At 41.9% G+C, this 18033-nt stretch carries 15 protein-coding genes; 6 read left to right on the forward strand and 9 right to left on the reverse strand.

Going from position 1 to position 18033, the window contains the following annotated elements; translation table 11 throughout:
• Positions 1-4 precede the first annotated feature (4 nt).
• Positions 5-901 (forward strand): prohibitin family protein, encoded by an 897-nt coding sequence (locus H6G86_RS24345; protein WP_190936484.1) that lies wholly within the window; start codon positions 5-7, stop codon positions 899-901.
• A 116-nt stretch (positions 902-1017) separates the two neighbouring features.
• Entirely contained in the window at positions 1018-1410 is a 393-nt protein-coding gene (locus tag H6G86_RS24350) for a nuclease A inhibitor family protein (protein ID WP_190936528.1), read from the forward strand.
• An 80-nt stretch (positions 1411-1490) separates the two neighbouring features.
• Here the strand turns inward: H6G86_RS24350 and H6G86_RS24355 are convergent, their stop codons facing one another.
• Positions 1491-2330: a DNA/RNA non-specific endonuclease gene (locus tag H6G86_RS24355; protein ID WP_190936485.1), complete on the reverse strand. Its 840-nt coding sequence runs from the start codon at positions 2328-2330 to the stop codon at positions 1491-1493.
• Positions 2331-2665: 335 nt separating this feature from the next.
• Positions 2666-3163, reverse strand: a complete 498-nt coding sequence (locus tag H6G86_RS24360) for a DUF6174 domain-containing protein (RefSeq protein WP_190936486.1) — start codon at positions 3161-3163, stop codon at positions 2666-2668.
• Positions 3164-3427: 264 nt separating this feature from the next.
• Between H6G86_RS24360 and H6G86_RS24365 the strand changes: the two genes are divergently transcribed.
• Entirely contained in the window at positions 3428-3622 is a 195-nt protein-coding gene (locus H6G86_RS24365; RefSeq protein WP_190936487.1) for a transposase, read from the forward strand.
• Positions 3623-3700: 78 nt separating this feature from the next.
• On the opposite strand, the gene ctpC is transcribed toward H6G86_RS24365, so the two are convergent.
• From ctpC to H6G86_RS24380, 3 genes are all read right to left on the reverse strand, one after another.
• A complete protein-coding gene (ctpC, locus tag H6G86_RS24370) occupies positions 3701-4984 on the reverse strand; it encodes a carboxyl-terminal processing protease CtpC (protein ID WP_190936488.1) in 1284 nt (427 codons plus the stop codon).
• Positions 4985-5327: 343 nt separating this feature from the next.
• On the reverse strand, positions 5328-6554 hold the full coding sequence (gene ispG / locus H6G86_RS24375) for a (E)-4-hydroxy-3-methylbut-2-enyl-diphosphate synthase (protein WP_163937909.1): 1227 nt from the start codon (positions 6552-6554) through the stop codon (positions 5328-5330).
• Between the two features lie 167 nt (positions 6555-6721).
• Positions 6722-6940, reverse strand: a complete 219-nt coding sequence (locus H6G86_RS24380) for a hypothetical protein (protein ID WP_190936489.1) — start codon at positions 6938-6940, stop codon at positions 6722-6724.
• A gap of 226 nt (positions 6941-7166) precedes the next feature.
• Between H6G86_RS24380 and H6G86_RS24390 the strand changes: the two genes are divergently transcribed.
• The 3 genes from H6G86_RS24390 (at position 7167) to H6G86_RS24400 (ending at position 10289) form a co-directional block, all read left to right on the forward strand.
• A complete protein-coding gene (locus tag H6G86_RS24390) occupies positions 7167-7427 on the forward strand; it encodes a hypothetical protein (RefSeq protein WP_190936490.1) in 261 nt (86 codons plus the stop codon).
• Positions 7428-7443: 16 nt separating this feature from the next.
• The gene (locus H6G86_RS24395; protein ID WP_190936491.1) at positions 7444-9660 is read left to right on the forward strand and encodes a PAS domain S-box protein; all 2217 of its coding nucleotides are present in this window, start codon (positions 7444-7446) and stop codon (positions 9658-9660) included.
• Between the two features lie 173 nt (positions 9661-9833).
• Positions 9834-10289 (forward strand): hypothetical protein, encoded by a 456-nt coding sequence (locus H6G86_RS24400; protein WP_190936492.1) that lies wholly within the window; start codon positions 9834-9836, stop codon positions 10287-10289.
• A 571-nt stretch (positions 10290-10860) separates the two neighbouring features.
• On the opposite strand, the gene H6G86_RS24405 is transcribed toward H6G86_RS24400, so the two are convergent.
• From H6G86_RS24405 to H6G86_RS24420, 4 genes are all read right to left on the reverse strand, one after another.
• The gene (locus tag H6G86_RS24405; RefSeq protein ID WP_190936493.1) at positions 10861-13833 is read right to left on the reverse strand and encodes an NHLP bacteriocin export ABC transporter permease/ATPase subunit; all 2973 of its coding nucleotides are present in this window, start codon (positions 13831-13833) and stop codon (positions 10861-10863) included.
• A 7-nt stretch (positions 13834-13840) separates the two neighbouring features.
• Complete coding sequence (locus H6G86_RS24410) at positions 13841-16000, reverse strand: NHLP family bacteriocin export ABC transporter peptidase/permease/ATPase subunit (protein ID WP_242064947.1); 2160 nt, start codon at positions 15998-16000, stop codon at positions 13841-13843.
• 123 nt (positions 16001-16123) lie between these two features.
• A complete protein-coding gene (locus tag H6G86_RS24415) occupies positions 16124-16501 on the reverse strand; it encodes a four helix bundle protein (protein ID WP_190936495.1) in 378 nt (125 codons plus the stop codon).
• Between the two features lie 61 nt (positions 16502-16562).
• Positions 16563-18002 (reverse strand): NHLP bacteriocin system secretion protein, encoded by a 1440-nt coding sequence (locus H6G86_RS24420; protein WP_190936496.1) that lies wholly within the window; start codon positions 18000-18002, stop codon positions 16563-16565.
• Positions 18003-18033 lie beyond the last annotated feature (31 nt).

The following is an 18033-nucleotide window of genomic DNA, read 5'->3' on the forward strand; positions in this document are numbered from 1 at the left end:
ACTCATGGGCTTTATAATCTCTCTTCTAACTAGCCTGATAGGAATCCTCATTTATCTCAATACGGGTAGGATCTCTGGCGAAAAATCACGTTTAGCAATACGCACAATTACGATATTGATTAGCAGTATTGCAATACTGAATTCTATTTCTAGACTTGTGGTGATTGTCCCACCAGGCAATATTGGTGTCGTCAACTTATTTGGTGAGGTTTCCGAAACTACTCTTAATCCTGGTGTCCACTTGTTGAACCCCTTTAACAAAGTGCTGAATTTTTCCACTCGCATTAAGGATGTGAAGGAAAACATAGATGTAACAACCCAAGAAGGTTTGAGTTTAAATCTGGATGTCAGTCTTCAGTACAAGCTCGATCCCCAGAAAGCAGCCACAGTATATAAAACCATTGGAACTGATGAAACACAACTGGTAATTTCCAGATTTCGCTCTACTGTTCGCGCTATCACGGCAAACTACCCAGCCAGTGCGATTTACTCTACCAAACGTCAAGAAATCGCCCAAAAAATTGACCAACAACTCACTCAGGAGATACCCACTTTGGGTTTCATCGTTGAGGAAGCTCTTTTACGAAACGTCAAAATGCCTGATATTCTACAAGTTGCAATTCAAAACAAACTCAAGACAGAGCAAGAAAACCAGCAAATGAAATTTGTTTTAGAGAAAGAGCGTCAAGAGGCAGAACGAAAGCGTATTGAAGCTCAAGGCATAGCTGATTCTCAAAAAATTATCTCTGGTGGACTTACCAACCAAGTGCTACAATTACGAGCGATTGAAGCCACAGAAAAACTAGCTCAATCTAATAATTCTAAAATTGTAATTATTGGTTCTGAAAAAGGTGGAGCGCCTATTTTGATCCAGCCAGAAGCAGGAACTTCAAAGCCCTAAAATTTTCTGATGAGCGATCGCTGCGGCGTTGCTTCCTCCTACATATCTCTCTTTCGGCTTCCCACCTTGCTACTGGCTGAATGATACAGTATGAGCGTTGCTAGAAACTGATGACTATGAGCGGTGAGATTGTCGAAAAACTCAAGGAAGCTAGTACTGGCTTGTTAATGATGAGCGAGTCGGATTACCCTTTCGAGGTTGTTCAATGGGAAGGTGCTGCACCTGCAACACAAGAGAAAATATTACAGCTAACAGGTTCTCAAAACCTGCCAGTCGAAGTAGTAGAGTTGGACTATTTCTTTCGTAATTGTGCATTTGAACAAGAGTGGCACAATGAATTACAGAAAAAAGATGTTAAAAGATTTCAAACACTTATGCAGGCACTAAAAGATAATCTTAGTGACATCAGCGTTTATCGTATTGGACAAATAAATATTGACGCTTATATCATCGGACAAACTAAAGACGGTGACTTAGCTGGAGTAGTAACAAAACTGGTTGAAACTTAGTAAGCAGGTTGGAAATTTCTTTAAATAAAAGCCTAGCCATCTGTGCAGCTAGGCTTTCTCATTTTTGAAATCATCCAAACTTATAAATTATCAACTTTCGCTTCTATGACAGACTGAGTAGATGTTGAAACTTGTGAGAGAAAATTGTATCCAGTTAGGGATTCTAATGAGTCAACACTAACCCGATAGTTTCTCCAATTTGCTGTTCGCACGCCTTGGGCGTTGGGAATATTGACAGCAATGACTCTCGTGCTGGTTGTCACACCAGCAAGACCTGAACCAGGAGTATTCAATACAACAATAATTTTCCAGGTTCTGTTTGGGACTTGAACCCGTCCATTAGCTATTGTATAGAATGTTCCGTTAGAACCAGTACCACCCATCCCATATCCACCAGATATGATGTAAAGTTCTTTACCCTGTCCTACTAGAGTTCTGGCATAATCCTCTAGGCTTGCCCAAATTCCCTGATTGTTATCTGGGGCTTGAGCAATCATATTACTCATCAAAAAGGTGGCAGAATTATTAGTAACACTACTAGTCCTGTCAGCACTAGGTGTCATGTGACCGCGATCAAACCCACTTCCACTAAAATCGGTAGATTGAACTTGATAACACCCTGAAGGAAGTGTTGTATCAGCCCGAAAAGTATCTTGCCTTGGTGTGCTACCTAACCAACTACTATTTAACTGCCAAGATACCCAATTTGGTCTACCTATTGAGCAGTTGTAACCAATTACATATTGTGGTTTTACCAACAAGTAGTTATTTTGGCTAGAAGTTCCAGCGTTGCTAGGGTTGCCAAGAGTTAGGTGAACACTTACTGATGACTGGGCTGGTACAATCTGTGCTAACCCAATTATGAATAAAGCTACCGTCACGAATGGCAGTAGAAACTTGAAAATCTTGATTTTTTTCACGTTTTTGTGCTTTTGATTACCAAAACAGTGTCCAAGTTCTTCGTTTCAATATCAAGTATTCAGTGATACAAAAAATATTTTTTAATGATAAATATGTAGTGACACAATAGCCTAAAATCTTTATTCGATAAGAGTTTACAATCAAAAAACCCACTTTTGTAATGAGCGATGGCTTAAAATTTTGCATCTCTAACCAAGATTTATGCATCTAATTAGCAATGCCAATCTTTTTTCTTAAAGAAAATTTGATTCACACGATAAATTAGGGCGATGCCTGCGGTGGAAAGCTACGCACTGAATCGCCTTAATATCTAATTTTATAGTTGCAACGGCGGCTATTTAATTTCCTGAAAATTCTCAATTGTGAGATATATTTCTTCATCAGCTATCTGACTGTCGTAATCTATCTCTATTTTGGTTGGATAGCCGAATTTAGGGCTGTAACTCACATTCAGGCTGTAGGCTTGACGGTTGATAGCATCTTGAATCACATCAAACAGCTTAGGAATTGTTTCGTAGTTTTGAAAGAATTCTGGATTAACTGCTTGACCTGTAGCTACAGAAGTGATGGAAGTTGTTTGACCATTACGGACTTCAATGACTACTGGCCCCCTAGCGTCGGGTATACAAAAGCATCCATTACTAAATGTATAGCGATAGTTGGAAATATTTTGCTGATTCCACAAATAGCGATTAAATTTTAATCGCCTTAAATCCAAGTTATTATTTTTTGTTGGCGATTGTGCTATCTCTATGGGAGATTTGGACATTACTGGTAGGTTAAGACCGAAAGATAGCAATAATCCGGCACTGATAATGATAGGTAAACGCATATCAATTCACTTAATTTTAAAAGTGTTATATACATTAGTTCATCTACTTGTTTAAATACACTTTATCTTTTGATTAAAATCCATCAGTGGTTAGCCAAGATCAAATAACAATAAGAAATTTATTCTTCCCACAGGGATCGCTTACAATCGCATTTATCGCTTGTAACTTAGTTTTATGGAAATCTGTGCGATCGCAGATGTACGAAAATCTTTTCTCTATGCTGTAAAATCTTTACTGTAAAAAACAGATTTTTTGTTTCAAGCATGAATGAATCACAAACTTGGTATATTGTCAAGCATTCTGCTGGTAATTGCGAAATCGTCCCCAGCGACAAAATTGGCGACGATAATTTAGAGATTAAAGAAACTATAGAACAGTGGGGGCCTTTTAGTTCGCAAGGAGAAGCGATCGCTCGGCGTGTCGGACTTATTAGGGCTGGAAAGTGCCAACCAGTTTAAGTTAGGAGTTAGAAATGATGGTTTTTATTCTTAAATCCTTACTATTCACTCCTAACTCCTAACTTTATTCTTAACTCTTCATTTTTCTGCTGTGGCTGTGCCCTTAGCAGCAATCTTTTTACCTATCACTTCCACTGCTTTAGCGAATTGGGGATCTTGTAAGGTAGCGAGTTTATCGCGTTCATGGAGCCATAATTCCTGCATCTGCTCTTTGGTCAACTCTACCTTCACATCTGGATTAATACCTTTGTGATTAATATCCGTACCATTAGGAGTATAGTAATGAGCAATTGTTACCGCCAATCCTGAGCCATCTTCTAAGGGACGTACCGATTGCACTAGTCCCTTACCAAAAGTTTGAGTACCAACCAAAGTAGCACGCTTGTTGTCCTTCAAAGCCCCTGAAAGGATTTCACTCGCACTAGCTGAACCTTTATCTACCAGCACCACCAAAGGTTTATCCGTTAAGGCGCGTCCGTTTGCCTCTTCTTTTTCTGCCTCTCCTTGGCGTTCAACGGTGGAGACAATCTTACCTTTATTTATCCACATCCGGGCAATGTCTACACTGGAGAACAGTAAGCCACCAGGATTACCACGTAAATCCAGAATATATCCAGCTACCTTTTTGCTTTCTAAATCCTTGATAGCTGTTTGCATTTCTTTCCCAGCATTAGCGCTGAACTGGTTCAGGCGAATGTAGCCAAGATTACCTGCTGGAGTTTGCTTTTGGGAATATTTAACTGGATGAATTTCAATCCGCGCCCGTTTGATGTCTAATTGTTTTATCTGACCGTCGCGCTGAATCGTTAGGCTAACTTGCGTTCCTGCTTCACCTCGAATCAGGGATACTGCTTGATTAGTATCCATTCCCTTAGTGCTTTTGTTGTCGATTTTGAGGATGACATCTTTTGCCAAAACACCAGCTTTAAATGCTGGTGTGTCTTCGATTGGCGCAATTACAACCAGTTGCTTAGTTTTTTCATCTTGACTGATAGTGATCCCAATCCCGATCAATTCTCCAGAAGTGTCCACTTGCATATTTTTGAATTCTGCTGGATCCATAAACCGGGTGTATGGGTCTTCCAGCTTTTTCAGCATTTCCCGAATAGACTTATAAGCATCCTGGGGATTACTGTAGGACTTGCTTAAGTACTCCTTACGAACAGCCTGCCAATCTACCTGATTGAAAGTACCATCTACATATTGGCGCTGAACAATTTGCCAAACTTCATCTACTATTTCTTTGGGACTTGCTTTAAATAAAGCCTGACCTCGCGAGTGAATGCCAAGGCTAGTAACTGCGATCGTGGAGAGTGTCACCGCCGTAGCACCCAAAACAAGCCTACTTTTTGTAATCACCATAATGACAGCTGCGTCAGAGGGAAAATATATAGTCAGTATGCTCAATCTAACACAGGCTTTCACTGTACAGACCGAGTATGTATTCTTAATTTAAACAAAATACTTGACAATCCGGCGACCTTGGTCGTTATCAATACAAAAGTTTTAAGATTCGGAATTGAGAATTGGGCATTGGGAATTGGGCATTGGGAATGGGGAATGGGGAATTGGGCATTGGGTATTGGGTATGAAGAAGAGACAAAGGATACAAGGAAGAGTGGGGAGACGGAGAGACTTGTCCCCCTGTCCCTTTGTCCCCCCTGCCTCCCCTGCTCCCTTGCCCCCTTGCCCCTCTCTGCTCCCCTTAAGGTTCTACCCAGCGTTCATCTGCCTTGATGAGGTTAATTAATTCCTCTACACCTTTTTCTTCCGGGACTTTTTTAATTTCTTCTCGACCACGATATAAGGAAATGTAACCAGGTGTTTTGCCAACATAACCATAGTCGGCATCTGCCATTTCGCCGGGGCCGTTGACAATGCAACCCATAACCGCTATGTCTAACCCAGTCAGGTGTTTAGTGGCTTCCCGGACTTTGTGTAACACTTCTTCTAGGTTAAACAAAGTGCGCCCACAAGAAGGACAAGCAACGTATTCCACCATCGTTTTTCGCAATCCCAAAGCTTGGAGAATGCTGTAACAGACAGGAATCTCTTTTTCTGGTGCTTCTGTGAGTGAGACGCGAATTGTATCGCCAATGCCATCAGCAAGTAGAGTAGCAATACCAGCCGTGGATTTAATTCGCCCATATTCGCCATCACCAGCTTCGGTAACGCCTAAATGTAGCGGATAATCCATACCCAGTTCATCCATGCGCTTGGCGATCAGGCGATAGGCGGCTAGCATCACAGGTACTCGTGAAGCTTTCATGGAAATTACCAAGTTGCGGAAATCCAAGGATTCACAGATGCGAATGAATTCTATGGCAGATTCCACCATTCCTTCTGGGGTGTCACCGTAGGTAAATAGCATCCTCTCGGCGAGAGAACCGTGATTTACCCCAATTCGCATTGATTTACCTTGATCTCGCAAAGAAACTACTAAAGGTTCTAGAGTTTCGCGGATTTTATCGCCAATTTCGTCAAATTCGGATTGAGTGTACTCGGTTCGATTGACGTTGGGCTTTTCAAAGACATACAACCCCGGATTAATCCGCACTTTTTCTATGTGCTTGGAGACTTCCAGGGCGATTTTTAGCCCATTATGATGGACATCAGCCACAACTGGCACGTCTTGGTAAGTTTTTATTAATTTTTGTTTAATTTCTGCTAAAGCTTTAGCATGAGCCATACTCGGCACTGTAACACGGACAATTTCGCAGCCAATTTCGTGCAGACGACGAATACCAGCTACGGAACCATCAATATCAAGGGTGTCTTCGTTAATCATTGACTGCACTACAACGGGGTAGCCACCGCCAATGGTGACATTTCCTACCTTTACGGGACGGGTTTTACGCCGCTTGATAGTTGTATCAAAGATAGGTTGACTTGATGCAGTATTTGAAGTATCTACTATGGGCAGAGTTTGCATAACCTGATCGGGTAAATTTGCAGTAGCTAAAAATATCAGATTTGATAAATCTCTGTTTCCCAGATTGCCACAGCTAGGGGATCTTTTGGAAAATTATGTAGAAAAAATTGGAGAATTGAGTCGGCAAAGAATTAAAAACTTTTCTAACTGAGCAGTGTTAGTGAGGTTTAACGACGCGATCGCTCTTTTACTGAGTTATAAGTACTACTAACAATGGTAGTAATTATTTGTCTGGTATATTTTCGCTGTTGTGATAGTTGTGTAGCAATGTACCAATACGTTTGATACTTTATCGAGATAACTGATTTTGAACCTTGTAAGCTTAATGCCTTTGGCATATCGCAACTACGGCTTACCGAAGCGATCGCGATCGTGCAGTTCGTCAAAATCGATGATTGGCCCCTTGGGTACAATTCGATTTGGATTAATCTCGGTCATACTCATGTAATAGCCGCGTTTAGTATAGTCTAGATTGCACGTTGCTTTGAATGGCCACGCATCAGAAAGAGTTTCGCCCCCTGCACCCTGTCCAAATAATGATTACTACCTGAGATAGAACTGGCGTTACCCATTTGGGAAGACTAAATATGAAAGCCTTCAAGATTTAGTAGCATGGTTAGTATTCCTGGATACCACGTAACTGAAGAAATCTACAATGGTTCGAGAACCCTAATTTATCGAGAGTATGGAGAAACTGACTTTTCCATCAAAGATGATTTTGGTTTTGAGCGGAGGCGATATGTCGGGTATTTACAAGAGTTTTTAGCGATCGCTCGAAAAATTATAGTGGAAAAAAATAGTGGTTTGATCCAATGCAACTCTTCTCCAGGGCTAGGTACGGAATTTGAGATATTAATTCCAGTTCAACAGTAAGCAGGAGAAACAAGTAATGCATAACACAGAATTCGAGCAAGAAATACTTTTTCTTCGTCAGCAAAACGCTCAGTTACAGCAACAACTGGCAAAATCCACCACAGAATTCAGTGCAGAAATCGCCCAATTAGAACAGAAACTTAGAGAATCAAAACAACTATTAGAAAGTAATTGTCAAGCAGAACTAACCTTCAAGGCTTCTCAAGCAGAATTACTAGCATTGTTTAACGCCATACCAGATGTGATTCTCATCCTTAATGCCGAAGGACGCTACCTCAAAATTGCTCCTAGCGGTGCGCCTTTACTATACCAACCACCTGCGGAACTAATAGGTAAAACCATGCACGAGGTTTTACCTTCTGCTTTTGCAGACTCTTTTCTCAACTGCATTCAGCAGGCACTAAAAACCAAGAAAACTTTCAAAATCGAATATAGCTTGCCCATTGGCCATCAAGAAGTTTGGTTTGAGGCGAGTATTGCGCCAATGAGTGAGGATACTGTTGTTTGTGTAGCTAGGGATATTAGTAATGTCTACAACGAGCTTCGTCTACGCAAAGCGGCTGAGGCAACCTTAAGTCAACAAGAAGCTCAGTATCGCAGCATTTTTGAGACTGTGAATGATGGCATCAGTGTTGTTGATTTAGATACAGGTAAGATTGTCGCTGCTAATCCCGCTTTTTGTGAGATGCATGGCTATTCTCAAGCAGAATTTTTCCACTTAAGTCCTACAGATTTTATTCATCCCGATTCTTTTCAGCAATTTGCCGAATTCATCAACACAATCAAAAAGGGAGGTGAATTTCACACTCAGGCTGTAGATATTCGCAAAGATGGCACTTATTTTGATATAGAAGTTACAGGCAAACTATTGAACTACAATGGCAAACCTCATGCACTTTCGGTAGTGCGAGATATTAGCGAGCGTAAACAAGCAGAGCAAGAGCAAAGAAGACTGCTAACTATTTTAGAAGCCACAACTGATATCGTCGGTATGGCTGATGCAGATGGAAATAATTGCTACCTAAACAAAGCAGGGCAGAAGATTTTAGAAATTCCAGCCTCAGAAACCAACAAATTTCATATTAGCGAGGTTACAGGACTATCAATTTTAGAAAAATTCCAGAATGAAATAATACCTACCGTAGTTCGAGAAAGGATTTGGTCTGGAGAATCTATATTTCGCTGTCGCAATGGTGAAGAGTTTCCAGTTTCCCAAGTGCTGATTGCCCATAAAAATGAACAAGATGAAATAGAATTCTTCTCAACCATTGCCCGTGATATCCGCGATCGCCAACAAATCGAAGCCCAGCTTAGACAACATGCAGAAGATTTAGCCCAAACCCTTCAAGAACTCCAACGTACCCAAGCACAAATGATTCAGGCAGAAAAAATGTCTAGTCTGGGTCAACTCGTGGCCGGAGTTGCCCATGAAATCAATAACCCTGTCAATTTTATCCACGGTAATCTCAGCCATCTTGAAGAACATACCCAAGATTTATTACGGTTAATTAACTCATATCAAATTATTAACCCGCCTGAATTTCAGAACGGTAATTGCTACTCTGGTGAAGCAAGCTATGCGTTAGCAGAGCAACTCAACCCACTACTGACTTTATGCCAAGAAATTGACCTGGAATACATTCAGAAAGATTTACCAAAAATCTTGAATTCAATGAAAGTGGGAACTCAACGCATCCGTCAGATTGTCCTGTCACTGCGTACTTTCTCGCGCATGGATGAAGCCGAGTTTAAAGCTGTAGATATTCATGAAGGCATAGACAGTACCTTAATGATTTTGCAACATCGCCTTAAGGAAAAAGCAGAATTCCCCGAAATTAAGGTCATCAAAAACTACGGTAGCTTACCTTTAGTAGAATGCTACGCCGGACAACTGAATCAGGTGTTTATGAATATTTTTGCCAATGCTATTGATGCCTTAGAACAAAAAACAGATAATGAAGTTTCTCTACCCAAAATTACCATACATAGTACGTTAATAGATTCTCATTGGGTCAAAATCGCGATTGCCGACAATGGTTTAGGGATGCCAGAAGGAGTTGAAAAGCAGGTTTTTAATCCATTTTTTACCACCAAGCCTGTGGGTAAGGGAACAGGTATGGGAATGTCTATTAGTTATCAAATTATTACCGAAAAACATGGTGGCAAATTGGAGTGTTACTCAACACCAGGTCAAGGAACAGAGTTTGTAATTAAAATTCCAATTCGGCATTAGATATTTCAGATGACCTACGCTAGCACTAGCCTTTTCCTCTTGTCGAACAACTTAATAGTACCCTCAAGGGTACTATTAAATGCGTTTTTTAGTTGATATCGTAGCTTTTGAGTACAGCGATGGAGACAATAATTTGCTCTAGCTGGCATTAAAAATTACAGGTTCAACAAAAAATGATTATGAATTTACTCAAGAAGTCTATGCGCTTAACCAAGATTTTAGCATTTGCTCTATCATTTCTGATTTTCTGTTTCTCTACAGAGGCGATCGCAGCACCAAGCACCCTTGCTACCTTAATTATCACGGAAAAAGCGGCAATTACTGGAGGCAAGTTCAGTATCGACACAACAACAACACCTTTGCCAGCGACAACAGTTATTCGCTCTGCTAAACTTTTTTTACCGGCTGGTGAAACTGGAACAATCAACAAGATTCAAATTACTGGACCAAATGGACTTGAATTTGGTTGTCAAGATATTAAGGTGAAGAACGGTGTTGATTTAATTAAAGCCTGTGGTGGCCCTGCTGTTTTAGAAGCTGGAGGAGCAATTACTTATGTAGCTGAAGGAAGTGGTTTTGCACCAAAGCTTAACACCAAATTAAAAGTAGTTTTATCGGATGAATTTTAAACATTAATTTTAACCTGAATTACAACCAAAAATTGTTAACTAAACTATTGGGGTAAAGGTTTTTTCTTTACCCTTTTTCTCTTTGCTTTTTCCCCACAAATCGACAATTATTGATTGCCTAATACCAATTCTGTATGAAGATGCGCTAAACCATGTTTAAGTACAAGAAAGGAAAACGAACCGCAAAGGACGCATTCGCGTAGCGTCTCGTCAGAGAAGGACACAAAGTAAAGAAAGAAGTTAAAAGGGTTTGGCGCAGCCTCACAAAGAAATGGTATAAGTATCTAGGCATAAATGAATTTAAAGTTTGTAGTAAGGACTTTATTCCTGATAATCCTTGCTCTGAGCGATAAATCGCTCACTACAAACTAGAGTTTATGAAGAAGGGGAAGGGGGAAAGGGGAAGGGGGAAAGGTAAAAACCTCGCCCGAAGTCAAGCGAAATAATCCAAATTTTATGGGGAAGGTAAAAACCGTACTGCGTCCCGCTCCGCTAACGCCCGCAAGTGGCGCGACAATCATCATCCCTTTCCCCTTTCCCCTTTAACCTTTTCCCTTTGATTTTATATTTGTTATGACTGCCGGACTACAAGTCGAGCAAATAACCCTTCTTCTGCAATCAATTCTGAGAAATTACCCATCTGCACTACATTACCTCCATCAAGAACATAAATGCGGTCTGCATGACGAATTGTGCTGAGGCGATGGGCAATCACCACTCTGGTAGCATTTAATTTGGCTAAACTTTCAGTCACAATTGCCTGGGTGCGATTATCCAGAGCGCTGGTTGCCTCATCCATTAAAATAATTTTGGGCTTTGCAACTAGCGATCGCGCAATCAATAATCTTTGCCGTTGTCCCCCAGAAAGATTGGTACCACCCTCAGCAATGATAGTATGCATCCCCATCGGCATTTGCTTGATATCATCAGCCAAACCTGCCATCTGTGCGGCTTCCCAAGCTTCTTCTAGAGAAACCAAAGCTCCGGCGGTGATATTATCAAAAACTGAGCCAGTCCCAAATTTGCCATTTTGCAATACTACTCCCAACTGCCTGCGTACAGCCTGAAGTTCCAAATCTGCTAAGTCTTGGCCATCATAGTAGACACTGCCTGTTAATGGAGTCTCAAATCCTAGCAACAACCGGAATATCGTTGATTTACCACTTCCAGAAGGGCCAATAATCGCCACAAACTCTCCTGGTTCAGCATGGAAACTGACATTATTGAGAATTAAGTTGCCACTTTCCGAGTAGCGAAAACTCACATTTTCTAAGGCAATGCGACCACTTAATTGACCAGGGTTAACTTTGGTTGAGCCATCTTCAGGCTGCGATCGCCAAATTGGTTTTGCCCGTTCCCATATTGGTACAATCCCCCAAATCTCAGATACAGTATTGCTCAGGTCAATTATCCCTTTGATGAAAATTGTCAAGGCATAGTTAAAAGCAACAAATATACCAAGTGTGAGGCGTGGCTGCATCAACAGCATCGCCAATCCGAAAAGCAATATAGAACTGACTAAGGGTAGTGCTTCATTGAATACAGACATCCCATCTTTAATCTGTTGCCAATTCGCTTTTAGCCGGATTTGCTGGCTATACTTTTTTGCCCAAGCAGCAAATGCCCGTTCTTCTGCCATTGCTACCCGCAGTTTGGCAACACCGTTGATTAGTTGGACAGTGAGTCCCTGAATCGCGCCATTGAGTTCTTGCTGTTCGCGGGATTTCTTTACCAAGCGGAAACTTGCAACTGTCGTAACCACAGCAGCAAAAATTGCTAAACCCACTCCCACCAGTGCTAATTGCCAGCTGTAAATAAACATCAACACTAAATTGAGTAAGGCAAAAACCCCACTCAACAACGTTTTTTGGGTAGCACCGCTTAGTTTTTGATGAATTTCCCTCACCGCCATGACACGGTTAACTAAGTCTCCGGCGGTATACTGACGAAAAAACCTCGGACTTAATCTCAGCAGACGATCCCAAATAGCTGGCTGCAATACGCTATCAGTGGCACTTTCGACTCGGAGGGTAATAATACTTTGGGCAATTTGAAAAGCTAACTGTCCAAAGGCAACCGCAAACATTACCAATCCTATCTGCCACAGTAAAGCGCGATCGCTATCTGGAATGGCATTATTGATTAAAATTGCTGTTGCTTGTGGTGCAACCATTCCCAATATCGTCCCCAGTAGCCCCACTACTAAAATGCTAGCGATGTCTTTTTCATAACCTTTAACCCCAAACCGAAGTAAATCGATGGCTTTGAGTGCAACTTGGGGCAAAGGTCGATACAGAACGTAGGCAGATGTTGTCAGTGTTTTTGCTACTGCCTCATTTACGGGGATGCGAGTTCGCGCTACTGGGTCAAAGATCACATAATCCCGCTTATCTGTGGGTAACAAAGCTACTGGGCGCTTTTCTAATTGAGTATAAGCTAGCATCGGCCCTTGATCTTGCCGCCACCAACCGCTTGCCAAAGTCACACGCCGGATACGAATTTGCGATGACTGGGCGATCGCTGCCACAGGGTCTTTAATTGAACTAAAATTATCTGCTGCTGGACGAATCTCAATTCCTAATGTCCGCCCAATTGCTCCCATTGCTACCAACAGAGGCGGTCCCTCTTGAGATACAGCTTCTTGCTGTGGTTGCAATACTGTTGCTAAGTCAGAGAGTGCGCCCTCAATTACTTGCTGATTAAGTTGCTCTCTTTGCTGAAACTGCCGAAATTCTGCTTCTGCTTGTTTGTTTGCTAGCAAACTCAAGTAGTGAAAAAAATAAGTATGTAAACATACTAAACCGCTACGTATTTCTTCATAACTTAGTAAATCTGTGGTTGTTAATACTTGTCCAATAACTGCATTTTCTGCCTCCAGCCACATCGCACTCATGAAGGGAAAAGCTGGCGAGGTAGGATTCAACGTTAGTTCTTCAACTCCCATCCAGCTAACATTACCTTGTTGCAACTTTACCCACACAAGTGTTTGTTGCCACAGATGTAGTGCCTCACCAGTGGATAATGAAAAATCCTGTCCCGATATCTGCACAATGTTTAATGGCGTTGTCAAAACTGTTTGCTGGGCGCTAAGAGACTGACTTAAATGATTTACCCAACCTTCTAAAAGCTTTATGGCTTGAGAGTCAGCCTCTGCAATTCCCTGAACCAAATCAACCATTGACATCTGGCATAATTGGGTAGGTTCAATTGCGATCGCTACAAAACTCCACTTGCTTTCTTTTGGTAACAAGGCTGCACTAAACAATGCTTCTCCAGCGTTGACATGAAACAGATAGCGGCGCTGCTCCTTTAGTAAACTGTTATCAAGGCAGTCTTCCTCCTGCCTCCTGCCTCCTGCCGACGCTCGCGGACTCGCTAACGCTGCGCTATCCTGCCTCCTGCCTCCTTCAACAACTCCAGTCGCAAACACAGCTAATGTTCCAGACTGGACTATCCAGAACATTTCTGAGTCATTTAACAATACTGCTTCGTTTGCCTGAAAGGAGTACAGTTCAGAAGAAGGATTTTCCTGCGCGCTACTCATTGCTCAACTATGCCTCTGCTGCGTGGAGTAGGCGAACATAAGTTCCGCCTTGCTGCCATAATTCCTCATGGGTACCACTTTGGACAATTTTACCTTGGTCTAGAACAATAATTTTATGGCAATCACGAATTGTACTGAGGCGGTGGGCTACTACAATACAGGAGCAACCACGCTGTCGCAAGTTACGGTTAATCATCAATTCAGTTTCCACATCGAGGGCGCTGGTTGCTTCATCCAGTACTAATATTGTGGGATTTCTCACCAAAGCGCGGGCGATTTCTAGACGTTGGCGTTGCCCACCACTGATATTCATACCGCTTTCAATCAATTCAAAGTCATATTTGGCAGGCATAGAAGCGATCGCATCATGAATGGCTGCATCCTGACAAGCTTGCACCAAATCAGCTTCTGGCACAGTTGAATCCCAAAGAGTGATATTATCTCGCACAGTCCCCGCAAATAAAAAGATATCCTGCTCAACCATTGCCAATGAGTTAGCCAACACAGAACGCTTAATTTGCGATCGCTCTACACCATCAAAACAGATTTCCCCTGCCCAAGGCTGATAAAGACCGCAAATTAATTTAGCAATCGTAGATTTCCCTGAACCACTTCCCCCCACAAGCGCTATGCGTTGCCCAGGTTGAACAGTTAAGCTAAAATTCTCAATTAAGGCAGGTTCCACCCGACTGTAGCCAAAGGTGATATTTCGTAACTCAATATGTCCCTGTAATTGCCACAGAGATGAAAAAGTAATTTCTCGGCCTTCTCCCCCTGCCCCCTGCCCCCTGCCCTCTTCCCCCTGCCTCTCCTCCACTTCCAAATCAACGGGATTTTGCAGCACATCATCAAGGCGATTTAAATCAGCTTCTAAATCTTGCAGCGTGCTGCCAAAATTAACGAGGCTATTAACTGGCTCTAAGAAGCTCAGTGTTAAACTTTGGTAGGCAACGAGCATCCCAATACTGAGATTGCCATTCATTACCTGAAAGCCGCCAACCAGTAGAATAGAAGCTGTGGTTAGGGCTGTCAAAATCGTCGGTAATGTGGTGAGAATTTGAGTTTTTAAGCCTAATTCCTGTTGGGCGTTGAGTGCTTTAGCGTAATAACCGGCAAACCGAGCAAATAAATCTGACTCCAGCCCAGAAGCTTTGATGGTTTCTATGGTTTGGATACCACTAACGGTTACGCCACCAGCTTTGCCATATTCTTGAGCCAAGCGGATATTGGCATCGACACGAGTTTGCGATAAAAATAGGAGGGCGAAAATATTGATTGCAGCAAAACCAACTGCGATCGCACTCAATAATTGGTCATACTGAATCATTATCAGTAGGTAAAAAACCATCATTACTGCGTCAATTAATGTGGTTGCCAAAGGCCCTGAGAGTACTTCCGCCACTCGGTCATTCAGTTGCATCCGACTACTGATTTCCCCAGCAAAACGTTGGTCATAAAACCCAATAGGCAATCGCAGGATATGCCAGAGAAATAGTCCTGATGTGCTGACTGACAACTTAACCATCAATCGCCGCAGATAAGTCAGCCGCAGTCTAGCAAGGAATGCCCGCAATATAGTAGTTAACAACATCCCTAACAATAAAGGTCGTAACCAATCTTGCCGGTCTTGGACTAAAATCTCATCAATAAACACTTGAGCAAAGGCTGGCACCGCTAATCGAGGCAATGTTAACAACAACCCAGCCAGCAAACAAAACAAGATAGTAACTCGTGAGTTTTGTAAACGGGTAGTTAAAGCCGAAATAATGTGATTTTTTTTGCCACCCTTCTGGAAGTCCGCTCCTGGTTCCATTGTCAGCACAACACCAGTGTATGCGCGATCGAACTCTTCCCAACTCACTGTTCTCCGACCACTGGCAGGATCGTTCAGGTAGACGCGTTTTTTGCTATATCCTTCTACCACAAGAAAATGGTTAAAATTCCAAAAGGCAATGTAGGGCAGACGGGTAGCTGTTACCTTTTCCAGAGGCAGTTTTAAACCTTTAGCATTGAGTCCATAATTTTTAGCAGCTTTGACAATATTAAAAGCTTTACTCCCATCCCGCGAGACACCGCATTCTTCACGCAGTTTAGCCAGTGGCACAATCCGGCCGTAATAGCTAAGAATTATTCCCAAAGCAGCCGCACCACATTCGACCGCTTCCATTTGTAAAAGGGTAGAAGTGCGGACACGATTTGGTTTAAATTTTGGGATTGGGAATGGGGGATTGGGCATGGGGAAGGGCATTGGGGAAGGGGGAAGGGGGAATGGGGAAGGGATAAGATTTTATTATTTTAATGACTGATTTATGGATTGAATTTGATTAGATAGCATACGGCTCAACTCCATAGCTTGATTATGAAGTTGTGTATAAGTTGGTTGGTCTAAATAGCCTATTTCTAAGGCTACTCTTAAAAGACTGCGAACTTCCCCGGCAGACCCTTTGGCGATATTTAGAAAGTTTAAGTATTCTTTGCGAGAATATCGTTCAAATCCTTCAGCAATATTTGTAGGTATTGATACGCTAGCACGTCTTAGTTGATCCCTTAAACCAAAGTCTCTATTGAGTTCACCGTCCTTAGTTATTAAATATATTTGCTTAACTAAGTCAATACCTTTTTGCCATACTCTTAAATCTTCAAAAGTTTCAATTTTTTTCCTTTCCATTCCTTTCCCCTTTCCCCTTTTCCCTTTCCCCTTATCCTAGTTATATTTCCCCATTCCCAAATCAATAAATCCCCGTCCAAGATCGCAGCATAGGAATAATATAAGAAATCGGTGCTTTTTCTCCAACTTTTACTTGAACAGAGGTAGTTGTGCCAGAAGATATTTTTAAAGCTGGGCCGTCAGAAGATGACCATTTGTAGCCACTGACTGATGCAGGGTTTTCTTGGAGTTGGACAAAAGCTTGCACCTGACCTTCACCTTTACCCGCAAGACTGGCAGCCATTTCTTTGTTACCAACGATCGCTGTAATATCTTGTGTAGTTACCGGAAATGAAGAAATATCTGCGATCGTTCCGACAATACCACCTTCGCGTTCACGCTTGGCGAAACTGGGAGTCACCTGTACAGCCATCCCTGGCTTGATTTGCTTACCATCTTTATTAGCAAAGTAAACAAGGCTCATAAGTTTTGAATTTGCTTCTTCAGCTTCGATTGACCCTAAGCGAGTACCTGGATTCATCATTTGACCAGGAACAACACTCACTTCCAAAATATGACCATTGTATTTGCTAATGATTCTACTTTCTTGAGATAGTTGCAGTTCTAATTGGGCAATGCGACGCTTTACTTCCCGAATTTGATTTGTTTTGTCAATTGATTGCTTCAGGTCTTGCTCGCGTAATTTAGTATTTTGAGTATTCAGGTCTTTAATTTTGGTTTTAATTTCGTCAATTCTATTAAGATTTTCCAGATATTCGCGTTGTGTGGTGGTTTCTTGGATTTCGAGATCCTTTAGTTGCACGTCAATATCTGACAGTTCGCTTTGAGTGTTAAAATATTCCTGTTCAGCTTGCACCAACATATCTTGGCTGATGACATGCTGCTCAAAAAGGTGACGACGATTATCAACTCGTCCTTTAAGAGTTTTGAGTAAGTAATTAATTTGTTGTTTGCGAGAATTAACGCTTTGACGTTTTTGAGCGATCGCTCTTTGTGTTTGATCGCGTAACTTTGGCGCACCTTGCTCTCGACGCAAATTATTTTCCAAATCCATTCTCTGCTGTCCAAGAGTAATGATTTGTTGGTCAATTAGCAGCTTTTGTAACCTGTCAGTCTCTTGATTTTGGGTTTGCAATTGTTGCAACTTTACTTGCTCTTGCTGTAGTTGCTGCTTTAGCGCTGATTGGTCGATAATACCCAGCACATCACCTTGTTTAATAATATCTCCCGCCTTTACCTTCAGAGTTAGTAACGGGCCAGAACTGGGTGCTTGAAATTCCACAACATGGTGCGGTTTAATCAAGATACCTTGACCTGTGACAGTCAGGGGAATTCTGCCGAACACACTCCAAAGGCCAGCTACAGCAACCACAAAACTCATGGTAGATAAAGTCAACCAAGCTTGAGGTTTGACTACATTTATAGCTTGATCCAGTTGTTCTGGTGAAGATAAGCGCTCTAGGGCTTCTTGGCGAAAGATATGGCTGTGTTTGAGTTGCATTGTTCTCCTTCTTGCTGATGGCACTCAGAGC

The sequence above is a fragment of the Nostoc sp. FACHB-133 genome (genome assembly GCF_014698055.1).
GTDB lineage: Bacteria > Cyanobacteriota > Cyanobacteriia > Cyanobacteriales > Nostocaceae > Nostoc.